Below are 16,394 nucleotides of genomic sequence, written 5' to 3' on the forward strand. Positions count from 1 at the left end.
CCAAAAATGGAAGGCATTCATTATCAAAGTTATTTTTTTTATAAGTGTGCACTTAGTTTTTCTGCGATCACCTCTTTTGGAGCCACACCAACTAATTTATCTACCACTTCACCGTTCTTAAAAATCAGAACAGTAGGAATATTTCTGATACCATACTGCATAGAAATTTCCTGGTTGTTGTCTACATCCACTTTTCCTACTACTGCTTTTCCTTCAAAATCTGATGCTACTTCTTCGATGATTGGTCCCAAAGTTCTGCATGGTCCGCACCATACTGCCCAAAAGTCCACCAATACCGGCTTGTCTGATTTTAAAACCGTTTCCTGAAATGAGCTGTCCGTAATTTCTAAAGCCATTTTGTTTCTTTTATTTAAATTAATATTATATTATTATTTCAATCCTTAATTGGATATTCAAAATTACGCTTTTTAAGCAATAAGACTATCTATGCTCAACATTTGTTTTTTCTATAGCGAAGTCTTTTGAAATTTCAGCTAAAGCCTCTGCCAGAGCATCTATATCTGCTTTTGTTGTCATATGGCTGAAAGAAATACGTAATGGCGTACAATGCTCCATTTCGTCCTCTGTAAGCACCATCATCATGACCATGGATGGTTTCGATGCTCCTGACGAGCACGCACTCCCCTGAGAGATTGCAATTCCCTTCATATCCAGCTGAAGCCCGATCAAAGGATCTTTGTATGGAAGTAATGCACTCAAGACACTGTCAACACTATTCTCCATCTCGCCGCTTCGTCCGTTGAATTTAATATTCGGAACCTTTGCAGATAGTTGTTCAATAGCGTATTTTTTAATTTCTCTTATATGGTCAGCATATGCCTCCATATTGTTGATACAAAGCTCTAAAGCCTTTCCAAGACCTACGATCCCGGCTACATTTTCGGTTCCCGCTCTCAGGCTTCTTTCCTGAGGACCACCGGTAATAATTCCTTTCAATCCGGTTGACTTTCTGATAAAAGCAAAACCTACTCCTTTCGGGCCGTGGAATTTGTGGGCACTGCAGGAAGCAAAATCTACAGGAATATCTGAAAAATCGAATTTCATATGAGCCATAGTCTTCACCGTGTCAGAATGGTAAAGAGCATTGTTTGCTTTGCATAATTCTGCAATTTTTTTAATGTCTACAATATTTCCAATCTCATTATTGGCATGCATTAAGCTTACCAGAGTCTTTTTATCTGAAGATTTTAAAAGTTCTTCCAGCTTATTAAGATCAATATCTCCTTTTTCATTAGGACGGATATAGACTACCTCTACTCCTTTTCTGTTCTTCATATCTAAAATGCTCTCCGAAACACATTTGTGTTCCAGCGGAGAACTGATGATTCTTTCAACTCCAAGGTGTTCTACACTGGATTTGATGATCATATTGTTTGACTCTGTTCCACACGAAGTAAAGATAATCTCCGCAGGAGTTACATGAAGATAATCTGCCAACTGTCTTCTTACATTCTCGATAAGAATCTTCGCTTCCTGACCAAAGCTGTGGGTAGAAGAAGGATTTCCGAAATTCATCTTCATGGTGTTCACCATTGCATCTATGACTTCTTCGGCAAGAGGGGTTGTTGCAGCGTTATCTAAATATATTTTGTTCATTTTAATTGGAATATTTTAATTTTACTGAGGTAAACTGATAATCTGAAGGAACGGCAAAAATAAACCATGGATTAGAAAGCACCTGAATGTCCATCCCGCCCGATGATTCAGCCGGAACTTCCACATAAAGGGTATTATTTTCCACGGAAGCATTTTTGATACTGGTAATTCTATGGCTGCCTGATCTGAAAATTCCCATCTGATACAAAATCACTTTTTTGTTTCGCGGAAATTCCGGATAGTTGACAGACGGCTCTTTTTTTAAACCTATAAGACCGAAACTGCCTTTAATAGCGTTACGGAATTCCTTTTCATTCTTAATAATTGTAAATCCAGCCTCATCTGTACCTCCCTGCGACTCAGAAACAAGCAGTTCTGCATTTCCAGACCTGTCTGATATTTTTTGTGACGGCGCAGCGGTACAGTTCATTAAGATTGCAGTAGATAAAACAAGCAGTCTTTTCATTATTACATTTTTACCACCCAAAATTAGTGAAAAAATTGGTAATGTCCTTCATTTGCCCATTTAAGCATCTGGCGGTCACCGGAAGTATCTCCGAAAGCAATTATTTTATCGTATTTCGAGTCGTGAATTTCGGCTTTTATTCTTAAAAGTTTTTCTTTTCCGTTGCAGTTTTTGCCAATGAAATTTCCTGTAAAAACACCATTTTTAAACTCTGCACGTGTGGATACCAGCTGCATCTGAAGTTTTTCGGCAAAAGGTTTTACCCAGATATCCAGTGATGCAGTCACCAATAAGCTCTGTGTATTATTCCTATCGATATTATTTATAAAGTCGAGGGCATTTTCTCTTACGATTTTAGGGTAATGCTGTTCAAAAAACTGTTTGGATTTCATTTCAATCTTCTCCTGGGTTTGGCCTTTCAGGATGGAACCAATAAAGCTTTTCTTTACTTTTTCAGTTTCGGCAAGCTTTAGCTTCAGCAGGATGAAAAGGGGAACGTGTCTTAAAAATTGTATCCGGAATTTGGTAGAATCATAGAATTTAAGATACATAAACATGGTATCTTTATACGTAATAGTTCCGTCAAAATCAAAACAATACAATTTTTTCATTTTACTAAAGCTTTAATTTTTTAAATATAAATTCAGGGATATTCCTGATGATCATCATAATAATGCCCCAGACCGGCAATACATAGGCTACATTTTTCTGCTTTTTAAAAGCTTTATAAATACAGTCTGCCGCCTGTTTTGGAGTTGCAGTCAGTTTAGGATTTAAAGGGAGTCCTTCCGTCATTTTTGTGGCCATAAAGCCGGGTTTTACGGTAAGAACATGTACTTTTTTATCAAAAAGATAATTACGGAGACCACTCAGATAAGCTGTAAAAGCAGCTTTTGCACTTCCGTAGATAAAGTTACTCTGCCTTCCGCGGTCTCCCGCCACTGATGAAAGCCCGATAATCGTTCCTGATCTTCTGCTTTCAAATTTCTGTGCAAAAAAGTTCATCACGGGAACCAGTTTTGAATAATTGATATTAATAATCTTTTCTGTATTCCTGTTGTCATAAAGACCTTCTTCCGTACCATCTCCCAAATATCCTGCAGCACAAAATAATACATTTGAACTGACATGATCAAATTTATTGTAATCAATCTCTTTCATCAGATCAATTTCAATGACTTCCGACTGCTGCAGAAACTTTACATCAATGTGTCTTGCGAATCTTTCCGTCGTTTCCCTATTTGAAGTAAAGAGATATATTCTTTCAAATTTTTCGCCTTCCTGCAGGGCTTTTTCCACAAATGCCTGTGCCACTTCAGACGTACTTCCCAGAACTATCATTATGAATTGTTGTTTATGATTCTTTTGTGCTGTAAAGACACAAATTTTGAACTTTGAATATTCTTAAGGTAATTGGTGAGTGAAGACCTGCTCATGCTGTCCTTCGTAAGGTAGATCCTCCCTCCGAACTGCTGTACGATATCATCCAATTTATCCACCAGTTTTTTCAGTTTGGAATTCACCTTAAAATCCAGGGCGAGCGTATACCCTTCAAACGGAAATGAATTATAAGCCTCGGGATTGTTTTTGCCAAACAGCTTCAAAACTGCCAGAAAGGATCCGTTTCCGCTTGCCGCAATAGTTTCAAGGATCTGCTTCATTCCTTCCTTGCCTGCTTCTTTCGGAATGACCATCTGATACTGAATGAATCCTGATTTACCGTAGATCTTATTCCAATCGTTGATGGCATCCAGAGGATAGAAAAAGGTCTCATAATCAATGAACGATTTAACTTCTTTTTTAGTCTGTTTTTTATAGTACAGCAGGTTGAAGATTTTCACTGTCAATGCGTTCAAAACAAAGCCGGGAAAATAAAAAGGAACTGTAGGCTGCAGCTTTTTTTTCAGTCTTAGCGGCTGTCTGGCAAGATTTTGCGGAAGCTCATGCTGAAAGGCGTGTTCACCTCTCATTAAAATACTTCTCCCCAGATTTTTACCTTTCTGAAGACAGTCGATCCACGCGACAGTATACGTCCAGTTTTCGCTTTCTTCAAAGAGCCTGAAGATTTCATCCAGATTCTCTGCTTTTATGCTTTCCTGACGGATGTAGGCGGATTGTATATTTTTAAGTTTAAATTTAACAGTAAGGATAATTCCGGTAAGTCCCATTCCTCCAATGGTTGCCCAGAATTTATCTGAATTTTCCTCTCTGGAACAGGTAATGATGTTTCCGTCTTCTGTCATCAGTTTAAATTCTGTGACATATTCGGAAAAACAGCCTTCTGCATGATGATTTTTACCGTGGACATCTGAGGCAATGGCACCTCCTACCGAAATAAATTTGGTCCCGGGCGTTACATACAGAAAATACCCTTGCGGAACCGAGATTTCAAGTACATCTGAAAGCAGAACACCGGATTCGCATTCAATAATCCCGTTGAGACGGTCGAAACTGATAAATTTATTCAGTTTTTTGGTAGAAAATATAGTCTCCCCCAGGGAAGCATCACCATAGCATCTTCCATTCCCTCTTGCAATAATTTCGTTATGACTGAGTACAAATTCTTTTATTTTTTTGAAGCTGTCCTCAGATCTCATTTCTTTTTCTACCACCGGGAAATTGCCCCAGTTGGTAACTTTCTGTATGAAATTCGGCTTCATTTTTTAAAATAAATCTGGATTAAAAATGCGGCTACCCAAAGCACTAAAGTAATCTGAATATATCGGTCTCTGTACACAATTTTAGTGGGAGATTCCGTTCTGTTGTATACTAATGTCTGCTGCAGGTATCTTAAGAATGCAAAAACCACAAAGATTACCGTATAGAAAACTCTTTCATGGAATCTTGCCTGAACTTCCGGAGAAAGGGTAAACATCAGATAACAGACAATAGCTAATGTAACTGAAATAGACAAGGCAATATCTGCAAACTGTACATTATACCCATCCAGCGCTTTTCTGGTTTTACCGGAAACCTGGGCATTGATAAGCTCACCCCTTCTTTTTCCGATAGCTAAAACAAGGGCCAGCACAAAAGTAAGTAAGATTGCCCATTGTGAAATCTCAATTTTTGTGATGTAACCTCCGGCCAAAACCCTGAACACAAAACCTAAGGCAATGATAAAAATATCAATAATCGGTACATGTTTAAGTTTAAAGGTATAAGCCAGATTCATTACAATATAAAGCCCGATAACGGTAGCAAACTTCCATAAAGGCTCATGAAAATAAAGCCGGGCAAGGAATACCAGTGCAACATCAATTATAACAAGCCCCGTAAGAATCCCTATGGCTTTGGATTTTGAAATCGCTCCGCTTGCAAGAGGCCGTCTTCTTTTTTCAGGGTGTTTTCTGTCTGCCTCTATATCATTATAATCATTCAGGATATACACCACACTTGCTGCAAGGGAAAAAATAATAAAAGCAAAAATGCTTTTGGTAAGTAGGTCTAAATTTGTAATGTTTCCGGAAAAGAACAAGGGGACAAAAACAAACAGGTTTTTCACCCATTGCTCCACACGGAGGAGTTTAAGATATTTCTTCATTTATGCTATTTCGGTTACAAAAATAGGGAATTCAAAATTTACACCCATAAAAATACAAAAAAAACCGCCGAAGCGGTCTTTTACGAAAATATTTATATAAAATTAATTACTGCCCTTGCTGAGCATCGTTAATCATTTTCTCATTAGCAGTGATGGCAAATTCCACTCTTCTGTTTTTAGCTCTTCCTTCTTCTGTATCATTGCTAGCCACTGGCATAGCTTCTCCTTCTCCTTTAGTAATCATTCTGCTGGATGCAATTCCTTTTCCTGAAAGATAAGCTTTTACAGCATCTGCTCTTCTTTGTGAAAGAGACAGGTTGTAAGCATCTGTACCTTTGCTGTCTGTGTGACCATAGATATTGATATTGGTATCCGGGTTATCAGCAAGTACTTTGGCCAGCTTATCAAGGTTAGCCTGAGCGGTAGAAGTAAGATTTGAAGAGTCAAAAGCGAAGTTCACAATGCTTTCGTTCATCGTAATCTTAATACCGTCTCCTACTCTTTCTACTTCAGCTCCCGGTAGAGTTTCTTTGATCTCTTTAGCCTGCTTATCCATTTTGTTACCGATCACATTACCTGCAACACCACCGATAATACCTCCAAGCACTGCCCCTAAAGCTGCATTTTTACCTTTACCTACATTATTACCCAAAATACCTCCGATTACAGCTCCTGATGCAACACCTACTGCTGTACCTCTCTGCTGGTGGTTAGAATTCTGAACAGCTTCACAGCTGGTTAATAATAATGCTGACGATAAGAAAAGAGCTCCTATATATGTTTTAGTAAATTTCATTTTTTTAATCTTTATGTATTGATAAATTATTTCATTCCTGTTCTCTGGAAGTTATAAACAACCTGCACTGTGCTTCCGTCGAAAGGAACGTTCTGTACAAGTGAAAACTGGTCTGTAGACTGATTAGTGATCGTTAAAGAGTATCCTACAGTATTTTGCTTAGCTTTTGTTCCCGCAGCGATTTTTTTAAACAGGAAAGTATTGCCGTCTTTTACTTCAAATTTAATTGGCTGTGTAAGGCTTGGACAAGCTCCACCTCCGTTCAAAGTATAGGCACCGGTGTAGTTATTTGGAATTAATCTCCAATGACTTCCTACAAAACACTGAGCATCTGCTCCTTCATCAAAAGGCTTGATCTTAAACCCTTTTTCATAATCTACGCTTACAATTTGCCAGTCACCTTTTAGTTTCAGGTATTCAGCTCTCTGGTTTTGTGATGTTTCTGCTTTTTTCACTGAGGAACAAGACACTGCAAAAAGTGATGTTCCGATCATCCCTGCAAGTAGTAACTTTTTCATTTTGTTGTTTATTATTTTGTTATTTATAAAGTTACAAAAAACCGTGCCAAATTGAATAATAAAAATAAAAAAAGTCCGAAAATTTCGGACTTTAAATGCTTTCTCCTTATATACAGGGAGATATATTATTTTTTAACAGCCTTTTTTACGGATTTCGCAGGCTTAGTTTTGCTTGATGATTTACCACCATCATAAAAGTTGGTATAAGCATATTCTGCAGCTTTCTGAAGATCGATCACTCCTCCCGCCTGAGAATAGTCTGAAAATTTATTCTCAGCATTCGGATTACTGCTTTTCACAAGTGCTTCAATGATCTGGTAAGGCTTCAGATTAGGCATGTAAGCTAATAGCACAGCTGCCGCTCCAGCTACTACCGGCGATGCCATAGAAGTTCCCTGAAGGTATTTGTATTCATTTTTAGGCACTGTAGAATAGATTTCTTCACCTGGTGCAAAAACGTTTACCATTTTCTTGTTGTAGTTGGAGAAACTTGCTCTAAGCTCGTTATTTCTGTTGGTACTTGCTCCTACAACCAATACGTTGTTTACAAATGGTTTTTCATCTGTTGCATTTTTAAAGTTGGTAGGGTAAGCAAGGTGCTCAGCCACATCTTCATTTTCGTTACCGGCTGCTTTTACCAAAAGAACTCCTTTGTCTTCAGCATATTTGAAAGCATCCCATACTACATTTTTACCAGGAGAAACCGGTTTTCCAAAGCTCATGTTTAATACTTTAGCACCGTTATCAACTGCATATCTGATGGCGTTGGCAACGTCTTTATCTCTTTCATCCCCGTTTGGAACGGTTCTTACAGACATTATTTTAGCTACTTTGGAAGCTACCCCGTACTGTATTTCTTTTCCCTGAGGAAGACCGGCAATGATTCCCGCAACGTGTGTCCCATGCTCTGCATCAGGTCCTTCATAATCATTGTTTCCGTAGTTTTTCTCGGAGTAATCATCATAGTTATCGCCTACGATTTCTTTTCTCGGATCATAGCTCAGATCATATTGTTTAGACTGTGGCTCGTAGTGGTCTATAGCCTCCTTCATCTGTTCTTTCATCAGTTTTTCAAAATCTGCTGAAGATTTCCCTTTGAATTCAGGACTTTGGGAAACCTGTCCAAGAACCTGAAGGGCAATAGCATCTTTCTGATCTGTCGGAGTTTTAATAGCTCCAATAGTTTCTGCCGTAACAGGCTTACCACCCAATAGTTTTACCATATTCGGGATGATACTGTTGATCATGGTATAAGTCTGCAAAGCTTGTTTAGCTTCAACACTTTTTTTGGCAAAAAGGTCTTTAGACTTCATGTACATTGCAAATTCTTCCGGCATTTTCGCCTGATTTGCTTTGTTTTTTGCAGAGTCATCGCCTTCGAAAACAGGTTTATATTTGGCAACAACTCTTGTTACCTCCATATTGTCGATATCAATATCACCGTTTTTCCCGCCGATAAAGTTCCAGCCGTGTATATCGTCGATATATCCGTTTCCGTCATCATCTTTTCCGTTTCCGGGAACTTCATTGGGATTTGACCAGATATTTTTCACAAGACCCGGGTGATCTACCTGAACACCACTATCCAGAACCCCTACTACTACAGTTTTTGGCTTAAGGCCTTTGGATTCTAAATATTTATAGGCATTCGCCGTATTTACTCCGTATACTTTAGAGGTAGAAAAATCTTTATGATACCAAGTCATAAGATCTTTATCTTCTTTAGGATCAATGCTCTTCGCTTGAGATTCCTGAGCGTAAGAGAAACTAAAACCTGCCAGAAAAACAGCAGCTAATAATATCTTTTTCATATGTTGATACTTATTTTTTAAGGTCGTATGTAATGCCACTTGATTGGGATATTTTCCGCTTGATGGCAATCCATATTATAATTGTTTAATACTTTTAATATAAGTCAGAGATTCGGGGCCTTTGTTACAAATAAGATCCAAAACCGACAAATCTTCCAAAAATCCCAGTTTATCGGAGAAGGTCTGGTAATATTCTTCCATCTGAAATTCGGAAGGAAGTTTAGCCGAAAATTTCTCTCTGAAATTAATACTTTCAGGATTTTTGATATATTCTTCATTCAAAGACTGTGCCTTTTCTGTTTTAAGGATCTGCTGAATAACTTCCAGTCCTTTGAGGTTGAAATCAAGGAGGAATTTTTCTTTCAGATCATATATCTTCCGGAATTTATCTTCATAATATTCAAAATAAGGGGAACTCTGATAGGCTGTTTTGATGGATTTCCAATGGAGGTTTCTCCAGTCTTCCCGATACGAAATTTCAATGTCCTTCATTTCTCTTTTCCCGTTGTGATTGATGGGAATTATTAAGGAAAGTTTCCCGTTTGCCCCATAGATATTGGTTCTGTTCCTATAGGTCTGTTTTGGAAAGTTTTCAAACTGTTCAAATATAATCTCATTTTCAGGATTTAAAAACACTGAAAACCATGAAATCGGTGGCATATAAAATACCGGCAATAATATTTTTTGCATAATTTTTAATTTTTTGGATAAATAACTCTTCCTTTTATTTCTTCTTCATTTATTAATCCTGTATATCGTGAATCTAAGCTGGCATTACGATTATCCCCAAGAAAAAAAACTTTCCCTTTTGGAATAATTATAGGACCAAAATTATCTGCAGTCCAGTTTTTACCATACATTTTAAAAATATCGCGATCAAAATTAGTATTGATAAATCTTTCATAAGAAAAATTACTATTAAGTTCACTGTCACTTAAGTTAGCAATAAAATGATTTTCATCAATTGCAAAAAAGTCATTTTCTGAAAAGCCTTTCAACATTAGATCATTGACAAAAGCCCGATCTATTTTGTAGGTATGCTTCAAATTGAATTTTTTGTCCACTAAAATATCATTAACATACAACTCACCATTTTTAATATGAATTTTATCATTGTAAACACCCACAAGACGCTGTATGTACATTCCTTTTTCGTATCCTTTATTCTGATAATAAACCAGTAGCTTATTTTTTTCTTTAGGAAGGATATTTGTGATTACAACAAATGATCTTTTTTTAATTGTAGGCTCGCCTCCCGCTTGGGGTACAAAAGCATATTGCAAAACCCCTGAGAGTTTTGCAATAATGAAAAGGCTTACAATGACACTTCCCGTAAGAAGTATACCATTAAATATTTTATTTTTAAACACTATTCCTCTGTATTTTTCTTTCTAAATAGTTTTACGAAATAATCCCAACCGAAGAATAATATAAGGATCATGGCAGCGATCCACCAGTATGAAGTTTTATTGGCTTCACCTGTATTGGTTGCTTTGAACATTCTCTCCCAACGGATCTTGAACGGAGCCTGATAAGAAGAGCTGCTGTCCTTGAATGCTCCCTGAAGACTCATCCAAGTAAACATTGGTTTCCCTACGATATTCTCTTCCGGAACGAAACCAAAGAACCTTGCATCCAATGAAGCGTCTCTGTTATCCCCTACCATCATATAGTAATCCTGTTTGATGGTATATTGGGTGGCTTCTTTACCATTGATGAAAATTTTCCCGTTTTTGTTTTCCAGACTGTTATGTTCATATTCTGAAATAATCCATCTGTATTCCGGTAAAGTTTCCTGATTAAGTGTTACAACATCTCCTTTTTTAGGAATTTTCAAAGGTCCGTACCAATCCTGATTCCAAGGTTTGTTGATCGGGAAAATAGACTGTGTAGTATCTATTTTTGTTTTTGCTTCGTCTTTATAATATACTGCTGCTTCACCTTTTGCCGTAACATCTTCCTTCATGTCAATTACCTGGGGAAGCTGTTTGATTTCCTGAGCGGTTTTATCTGTCAGCCCCTGGAAGGCATAAATATATCCTTTTTCGCCCTGAATCTCCTGTACAGGTAAGAATCCGTAAGTATTGTATAATGCAGGAATATCCAGCTGACTTCCGGTATTAACGATATATCTGTGCTGTACTTCCTGATCACCTAATACTGTTTCTGGTTTTCCATTAACGAAAAGTCTTCCGGCTTTCATTTCAAAGGTATCACCGGCAACAGCTACACATCTTTTAACGTAAGGATCTTTCCTGTCGATTGCTGTATGTACAGAATCCTGAGGATAGTTGAAAACCACCACATCATTTTTCTGAGGTTTATTGAACTGGAAAATTCTTGTATAAGGAAGTTTGATACCATCTACATAGGATTTGGGATCATCTTTTGGATTACCTTTCTGGCCGGTATCCATAATAGTTCCCTGAAGGAAAGGTATGGCTACAGGGCGCATTGGCATTCTGTATCCATAGCTCCATTTGTTCACGAAAAGGAAGTCACCTACAAGAAGTGTTCTTTCCATAGATCCTGTAGGAATCCCGAAAGGCTGCGTTACAAAAACGTGGATGATGGTTGCAAATACAACCGCAAAAGTAATAGACCCGATGAATGTATCTTTCTTTTTTGAATTCTTTTCTTCGTCTGTCATAAACAGATCATCAGCATTCTCATCTTCTATTTCCACATCTTTGGAATAGTTCACTGTAGCCATGTAAATAAATGGCAGGATCACTGTAAGAAGCTGGTTCTGGAAAAGATTTTTTCCGAATTTCTTCATTAAATAAATATGGAAAACAGACATCATGATAGGTCCTACTATCGGAAGGTAAGACAAAATAGCCCACCATTTCGGATGTTTTGTTTCCTTTAATATAATGAAGTAATTATAGAAAGGTATAAATGCAAATAAGGGACTGTACCCCATTTTTTTGAACAGCTTCCAAGTGGAAATCCCCATCAGTAAAGACAAAATGAGAACATATACTGTATAAGTTAAAAAATAATTCATAGTTTTTTGTGCCTATTCTAATATATAAATGATAAATGATGAGTAATAAATGATTACAGCTTTCTGCTATTTATAATTTACTATTCATCATTTTCTTTTATTGGTCTGCAATTTAAAGAATTTGTTACAAATTAAAGCCCCAAAACATCCTTCATTGTGAAGTTTCCTTTTTTGTCTTTGATCCACTCTGCCGCGACTACAGCTCCGAGGGCAAATCCGTTTCTGTTGAATGCCGTATGTTTTAGTTCAATTTCGTCTACTTCGCTTTTATAATAAACGCTGTGGGTACCCGGAACTTCATCTTCACGGATAGCAAAGATTCCAAGCTCATTTCCCTTGGTTTCTTCCAGTTTCCAGGCGTTAAATTTAGGGTTATTTTTGATAATGCCTTCAGCAATAGAAATTGCGGTTCCGCTTGGAGCGTCTTTTTTGTGTATGTGATGAATTTCTTCCAGCTGGCAGGAATATTCATCCACATTTTTCATGATTTCGGCTACTTTTTCGTTCAGTGCAAAAAATAAATTGACACCCAGACTGAAATTTGAGCCGTATAAGAATGCACTGTTATGGTCCACAGCCATTTTTTCAACCTCTTCTTTTTTCTCCAGCCATCCTGTGGTTCCGCAGATTACCGGAATTTTGTTTTCAAGGCATGCTTTGATATTATCATATGCAGCTTCCGGAAGTGAGAACTCGATTGCTACATCAGCATTATTAAGGTTTTCGGCTGTTGGCGTTTCTTTCAGGCGGGCTACTATCTCGTGTCCTCTCTTCTGTGCAATTTCATCAATAATCTTCCCCATTTTACCGTATCCAACTAATGCTATTCTCATATGATATTTTATTTAAATCCATGAACTTTTCAGTTCATATGATATGTATTATTCTGTTTTAAAATCTGTAACTTAAACTTAAACCTGTTTTAGGGGTAGAAAATCCGTACTGATCCTGGATTACTGTAGGATTGAAGCTGAGATCCGGATCATGGCGGCTTTCGTAAAGATGGGCGTCTACTACAGCATCTACAATGTTCAGAATGTAGATGAGACCCGTGATGGCAATGGCGTAATCTCTTTGTCTTTTGTATCTGTCCTGCGCGTTTCCGAAAGCTTTTTTATCCAGCCAGGGATGACTGTCTACAAATTCATTAGGAGTTCCGTTAAGTTTTGCAATATAATATTCACGGTATTTTTTGTATTGGTTGTTACTCCAGATTGTATACCCGATACCGGCTCCTACAGCTCCCCATACAATAGGAATTTTGATGTATTTTTTGTTGTAATACTGTCCCAGACCAGGAAGTACAGCAGAGTACAGCCCGGCTCTTGTAGGATTGAGCTTGATGGTTTTCCTCGTAGGTCCGTTTGCATTTTCAAGATCTTCAACAATCTTAGCTTCCGTTTTTACAGGTTTTGCTGTAGACTTTACTGGTTTAGCAACTACGGCACTATCCTTTGGAAGAGGCTCTACACGAATCGTATCGCCGGGAGTAACCTGCGAATAAGTGAAAGCAAAAATGCATAAAAAGAATGTGAAAAATAATTTATTCATTATTTAATGTGGGATAAAATATACTCCAGTTCTTCTTCATTTTTGAAGTCCAGGAGAATTTTACCTTTTTTTCCGTTTCCGGAGGTTTTGATTTCTACTTTTACATCTAAAATATCAGCAATCGTTTTCTGTGCTCTCTTATAATTGTTGGAAAGCTCAGTTTTCACTTTTTTTGCTGCCGGTGATTTAGGATTCTTCAATGCTGTAGCAGCCTGCTCGGCCTGACGTACATTGAGTTTTTCTTTGATGATCAGATCGAATAAGGTCTGCTGGTGTTCTTCATTTTCAAGACTGATGATGGCTCGTCCGTGTCCTGCAGAAATTTCACCGCTCCTGATGGCATTCTGAATATCAGGATTCAATCTCAGGAGCCTGATGGAATTGGTAATGGTACTTCTGTCCTTTCCTACTCTCTGGCTCAGGTTTTCCTGGGTAAGACCGATCTCGTCCAAAAGTCTCTGATACGTCAGGGCAATCTCAATAGCATCAAGATCTTCTCTCTGAATATTTTCAACAAGAGCCATTTCCAGAAGCTCCTGGTCGTTTACTAAACGGATATAAGCAGGAACTGTAGGAAGACCTGCAATTTTACTGGCACGGTAACGTCTTTCCCCTGATATGATTTCGAATTTCTCACCGTCTTTCCTTAAAGTAATCGGCTGGATTACCCCAAGGTTTTTAATTGACAGGGCAAGTTCGTTTAACGCTTTTTCGTCAAAATAAGTTCTCGGCTGGGTGGGATTCGGATAAATATCTTCAAGGGCTACCTCTACGATATTTCCTACAAATTTGTCTGCTCCTTCATCAGTAGCGGAGTTGACACTCGCTTTGGATTCAGCACTCAAGATGGCGCCCAAACCACGTCCCATAGCTCTTTTTTTGTCCTTCATATATATAATTGATAAATGATGATTGATAAGTGATGGTGCTCATTCACTTATGAGTGCATTTATTATTAAATTAATTTTTTACTAAATTTTCGTTTTTCAATAAAACCTCTTCAGCCAGCTGGATATACTGAATTGCTCCTTTGCTTTCTGCATCGTAATTCAGGATACTTTCCCCGAAGCTAGGTGCTTCGCTCAACCTTACGTTTCTGCTGATGATGGTTTCAAAAACCATGTCAGGGAAGTGAGAGTTCACTTCTTCCACCACCTGGTTGGATAATCTTAACCTGCTGTCATACATGGTAAGAAGCAGACCTTCTATACCAAGATCTTTATTGTGGATCTTCTGTACATTTTTAATGGTATTCAAAAGCTTACCAAGTCCTTCCAGTGCAAAATATTCACATTGAATCGGGATAATCACAGAATCTGCTGCAGTAAGGGCATTCACCGTAATAAGTCCTAAACTCGGTGCACAGTCTATAATGATATAATCATAATCATTTCTCACTTCTGCCAATGCTTTTTTCAGCATATACTCACGGTTTTCTTTGTCCACGAGCTCAATTTCCGCTGCTACCAGGTCAATATGAGACGGAATGATATCCAGATTAGGGCTGGCGGTTCTTTTGATACATGTTCTTGTATCTGCACTGTGCTCCAGAAGATTATATGTAGAGTACTGAACATCTTCCACCCCCAAACCTGAGGTTGCATTAGCCTGAGGATCAGCATCAATGATCAATATTCTTTTTTCCAATACCCCCAATGCAGCTGCAAGGTTTACAGCCGTGGTAGTTTTTCCTACTCCTCCTTTTTGATTAGCGATACCTATGATTTTTGCCATTATTAGAACTTTAGGTTTCAAAAATACACTTTTTTCTTTGCTCCCGATGAGTAGCGAAATCCAAAATTGAGTTAAAGTATTGTTAATAAACGGTTTAACGATTAAAAAAATTATCCACAAAAAAAATTCTTTGTGGATAACTATTTAAGATTGGTTTTAAACCCAATTATTCAAAGTTCATGGTGATCGGAAATTTGAAATAACTTCTTACGGCTTCACCTTGTTTGTTTAAGCCTGGTTTCCATTTCCCTTTAATATTCTTGATCGTTCTGATTGCTTCATTATTAAACTCCGCACTTCCTCCATTTGCTTTTAGTCCGGAAATAGTTCCGTCTATTTCAACTACGAAAGTAACCGTTGTTTTCATCACGCCGGTTTCTCCATCAAAACCTGAACCGTCAAAATTATTCATCACTTTGTTTCTGAAAGAGTTAATTCCTCCTTCATAAGCAGCTTCTACAGCCAAATCTCCCCCACTGACAATTTTACTTTTATCAACAGTGGGTGTTGTTGGAACAGTAGTTACCGGGCCGCTTACTATTGTCGGAGCCGGCGGAAGATATGTTTCATGTTTTACCGGATCTCCTTTAAAGTCGTCTATTAGACCTGGTGTGGCATCCTTAGGTTTAGTTTGCTTAATCGGTTCTATCGCATCCTTGACAGGTGTTGGGACAGAAGTATCAACCTGTTTCGTATGTGGAGGTGTAACGGGCTGAATCGGCTTTACAATTACTACAGGAGGCTTCTCTATCTGGTCAACTTTTTTTAATTTCATTACTAATGGAGGTCCGTCCTTAGGCACATGTACAGAAGGCTCGCTTCTAAATGCTGAAATCACAAAAGGCGTTATAGAAATAGCGGCCAATAAACTAACCCCTACAAAAAGGGCTTTGGTCAGTATTTTATCTGATTCATTTCTTAATACATAGGCACCATATTCTTTGTTACGGTGCTCAAAAAGAACTTCGTTGAAGCGAAATTCCTGGTTTTGATTTAGGTGTTTCATCACTATTAAATATTTAAACTGTTAAAATCAGTGATTATTAGTTTTTGTGTTCTTATCGATAAGTATTGTTTCGATATCAAAATATTTGCCAGAATTTTATCAAAACAACAATATTTTAAAAAATATTATAAGAAAATAAAAACTTTAACATTCTAATCAGGCAGAAATATTTAAAAGGAAACTATATTTCATTTTATTATTCTCAAAAAATCAGTTTTAAATTGTAAAATACGCACCATAAAATTAAAAACAGTGAAAACCCCACCCAAAAACAGGAAAATCACTGATGAATTAATTTAAAAACCAGAATACATTTGTACCATAGAAAATCGGGGATGCTG

The 16,394-nt window shown here is 37.6% G+C and carries 18 protein-coding genes; all 18 read right to left on the reverse strand.

What is annotated here, in order from left to right:
- Window positions 1-38: 38 nt before the first annotated feature.
- The 18 genes from trxA to BUB03_RS15625 all read right to left on the reverse strand — a co-directional run bounded on the left by trxA (window position 39) and on the right by BUB03_RS15625 (window position 16,053).
- Complete coding sequence (gene trxA, locus BUB03_RS15540) at window positions 39-356, reverse strand: thioredoxin (protein WP_040995543.1); 318 nt, start codon at window positions 354-356, stop codon at window positions 39-41.
- Window positions 357-441: 85 nt separating this feature from the next.
- Window positions 442-1,617, reverse strand: coding sequence for a cysteine desulfurase family protein (locus BUB03_RS15545; RefSeq protein ID WP_073064817.1), 1,176 nt, complete (start codon window positions 1,615-1,617; stop codon window positions 442-444).
- 1 nt (window position 1,618) lies between these two features.
- Window positions 1,619-2,083: a hypothetical protein gene (locus BUB03_RS15550; protein ID WP_073064820.1), complete on the reverse strand. Its 465-nt coding sequence runs from the start codon at window positions 2,081-2,083 to the stop codon at window positions 1,619-1,621.
- A gap of 23 nt (window positions 2,084-2,106) precedes the next feature.
- Window positions 2,107-2,694 (reverse strand): HAD-IB family hydrolase, encoded by a 588-nt coding sequence (locus BUB03_RS15555; RefSeq protein WP_040995537.1) that lies wholly within the window; start codon window positions 2,692-2,694, stop codon window positions 2,107-2,109.
- Window positions 2,695-2,698: 4 nt separating this feature from the next.
- Entirely contained in the window at window positions 2,699-3,424 is a 726-nt protein-coding gene (locus tag BUB03_RS15560; RefSeq protein WP_040995535.1) for an SDR family NAD(P)-dependent oxidoreductase, read from the reverse strand.
- On the reverse strand, window positions 3,424-4,743 hold the full coding sequence (locus tag BUB03_RS15565) for an FAD-binding oxidoreductase (protein ID WP_073064822.1): 1,320 nt from the start codon (window positions 4,741-4,743) through the stop codon (window positions 3,424-3,426). The genes BUB03_RS15560 and BUB03_RS15565 overlap by 1 nt, the downstream gene beginning before the upstream one ends.
- The gene (locus tag BUB03_RS15570) at window positions 4,740-5,627 is read right to left on the reverse strand and encodes a decaprenyl-phosphate phosphoribosyltransferase (protein WP_073064824.1); all 888 of its coding nucleotides are present in this window, start codon (window positions 5,625-5,627) and stop codon (window positions 4,740-4,742) included. Before BUB03_RS15570 ends, BUB03_RS15565 begins: the two co-directional genes overlap by 4 nt.
- A gap of 106 nt (window positions 5,628-5,733) precedes the next feature.
- Window positions 5,734-6,423, reverse strand: a complete 690-nt coding sequence (locus BUB03_RS15575; RefSeq protein ID WP_040995529.1) for a YiaD family glycine zipper/OmpA-like lipoprotein — start codon at window positions 6,421-6,423, stop codon at window positions 5,734-5,736.
- A 26-nt stretch (window positions 6,424-6,449) separates the two neighbouring features.
- Window positions 6,450-6,941, reverse strand: coding sequence for a lipocalin family protein (locus tag BUB03_RS15580; RefSeq protein WP_040995527.1), 492 nt, complete (start codon window positions 6,939-6,941; stop codon window positions 6,450-6,452).
- A 125-nt stretch (window positions 6,942-7,066) separates the two neighbouring features.
- Entirely contained in the window at window positions 7,067-8,752 is a 1,686-nt protein-coding gene (locus BUB03_RS15585; RefSeq protein ID WP_073064827.1) for a S8 family serine peptidase, read from the reverse strand.
- A gap of 75 nt (window positions 8,753-8,827) precedes the next feature.
- The gene (locus tag BUB03_RS15590) at window positions 8,828-9,442 is read right to left on the reverse strand and encodes a WbqC family protein (RefSeq protein ID WP_073064830.1); all 615 of its coding nucleotides are present in this window, start codon (window positions 9,440-9,442) and stop codon (window positions 8,828-8,830) included.
- A 5-nt stretch (window positions 9,443-9,447) separates the two neighbouring features.
- Complete coding sequence (lepB, locus tag BUB03_RS15595) at window positions 9,448-10,122, reverse strand: signal peptidase I (protein WP_073064833.1); 675 nt, start codon at window positions 10,120-10,122, stop codon at window positions 9,448-9,450.
- Entirely contained in the window at window positions 10,122-11,762 is a 1,641-nt protein-coding gene (gene lepB, locus BUB03_RS15600) for a signal peptidase I (RefSeq protein WP_073064835.1), read from the reverse strand. Before lepB (BUB03_RS15600) ends, lepB (BUB03_RS15595) begins: the two co-directional genes overlap by 1 nt.
- Before the next feature lie 131 nt (window positions 11,763-11,893).
- Window positions 11,894-12,595 carry a 4-hydroxy-tetrahydrodipicolinate reductase gene (gene dapB, locus BUB03_RS15605; RefSeq protein WP_040995523.1) on the reverse strand — a complete coding sequence of 234 codons (702 nt, stop codon included), beginning with the start codon at window positions 12,593-12,595 and terminating at the stop codon, window positions 11,894-11,896.
- Between the two features lie 58 nt (window positions 12,596-12,653).
- The gene (locus BUB03_RS15610) at window positions 12,654-13,313 is read right to left on the reverse strand and encodes a DUF5683 domain-containing protein (RefSeq protein ID WP_073064838.1); all 660 of its coding nucleotides are present in this window, start codon (window positions 13,311-13,313) and stop codon (window positions 12,654-12,656) included.
- The gene (locus tag BUB03_RS15615) at window positions 13,313-14,203 is read right to left on the reverse strand and encodes a ParB/RepB/Spo0J family partition protein (protein WP_040995519.1); all 891 of its coding nucleotides are present in this window, start codon (window positions 14,201-14,203) and stop codon (window positions 13,313-13,315) included. The genes BUB03_RS15610 and BUB03_RS15615 overlap by 1 nt, the downstream gene beginning before the upstream one ends.
- Window positions 14,204-14,273: 70 nt before the next feature.
- Window positions 14,274-15,047: a ParA family protein gene (locus tag BUB03_RS15620; protein ID WP_040995517.1), complete on the reverse strand. Its 774-nt coding sequence runs from the start codon at window positions 15,045-15,047 to the stop codon at window positions 14,274-14,276.
- 166 nt (window positions 15,048-15,213) lie between these two features.
- Entirely contained in the window at window positions 15,214-16,053 is an 840-nt protein-coding gene (locus BUB03_RS15625) for a hypothetical protein (protein ID WP_073064841.1), read from the reverse strand.
- Window positions 16,054-16,394 lie beyond the last annotated feature (341 nt).

Origin of the sequence: Chryseobacterium oranimense (assembly GCF_900129755.1) — a bacterium.
In the GTDB taxonomy this organism is placed as follows: Bacteria; Bacteroidota; Bacteroidia; order Flavobacteriales; family Weeksellaceae; genus Chryseobacterium; species Chryseobacterium oranimense.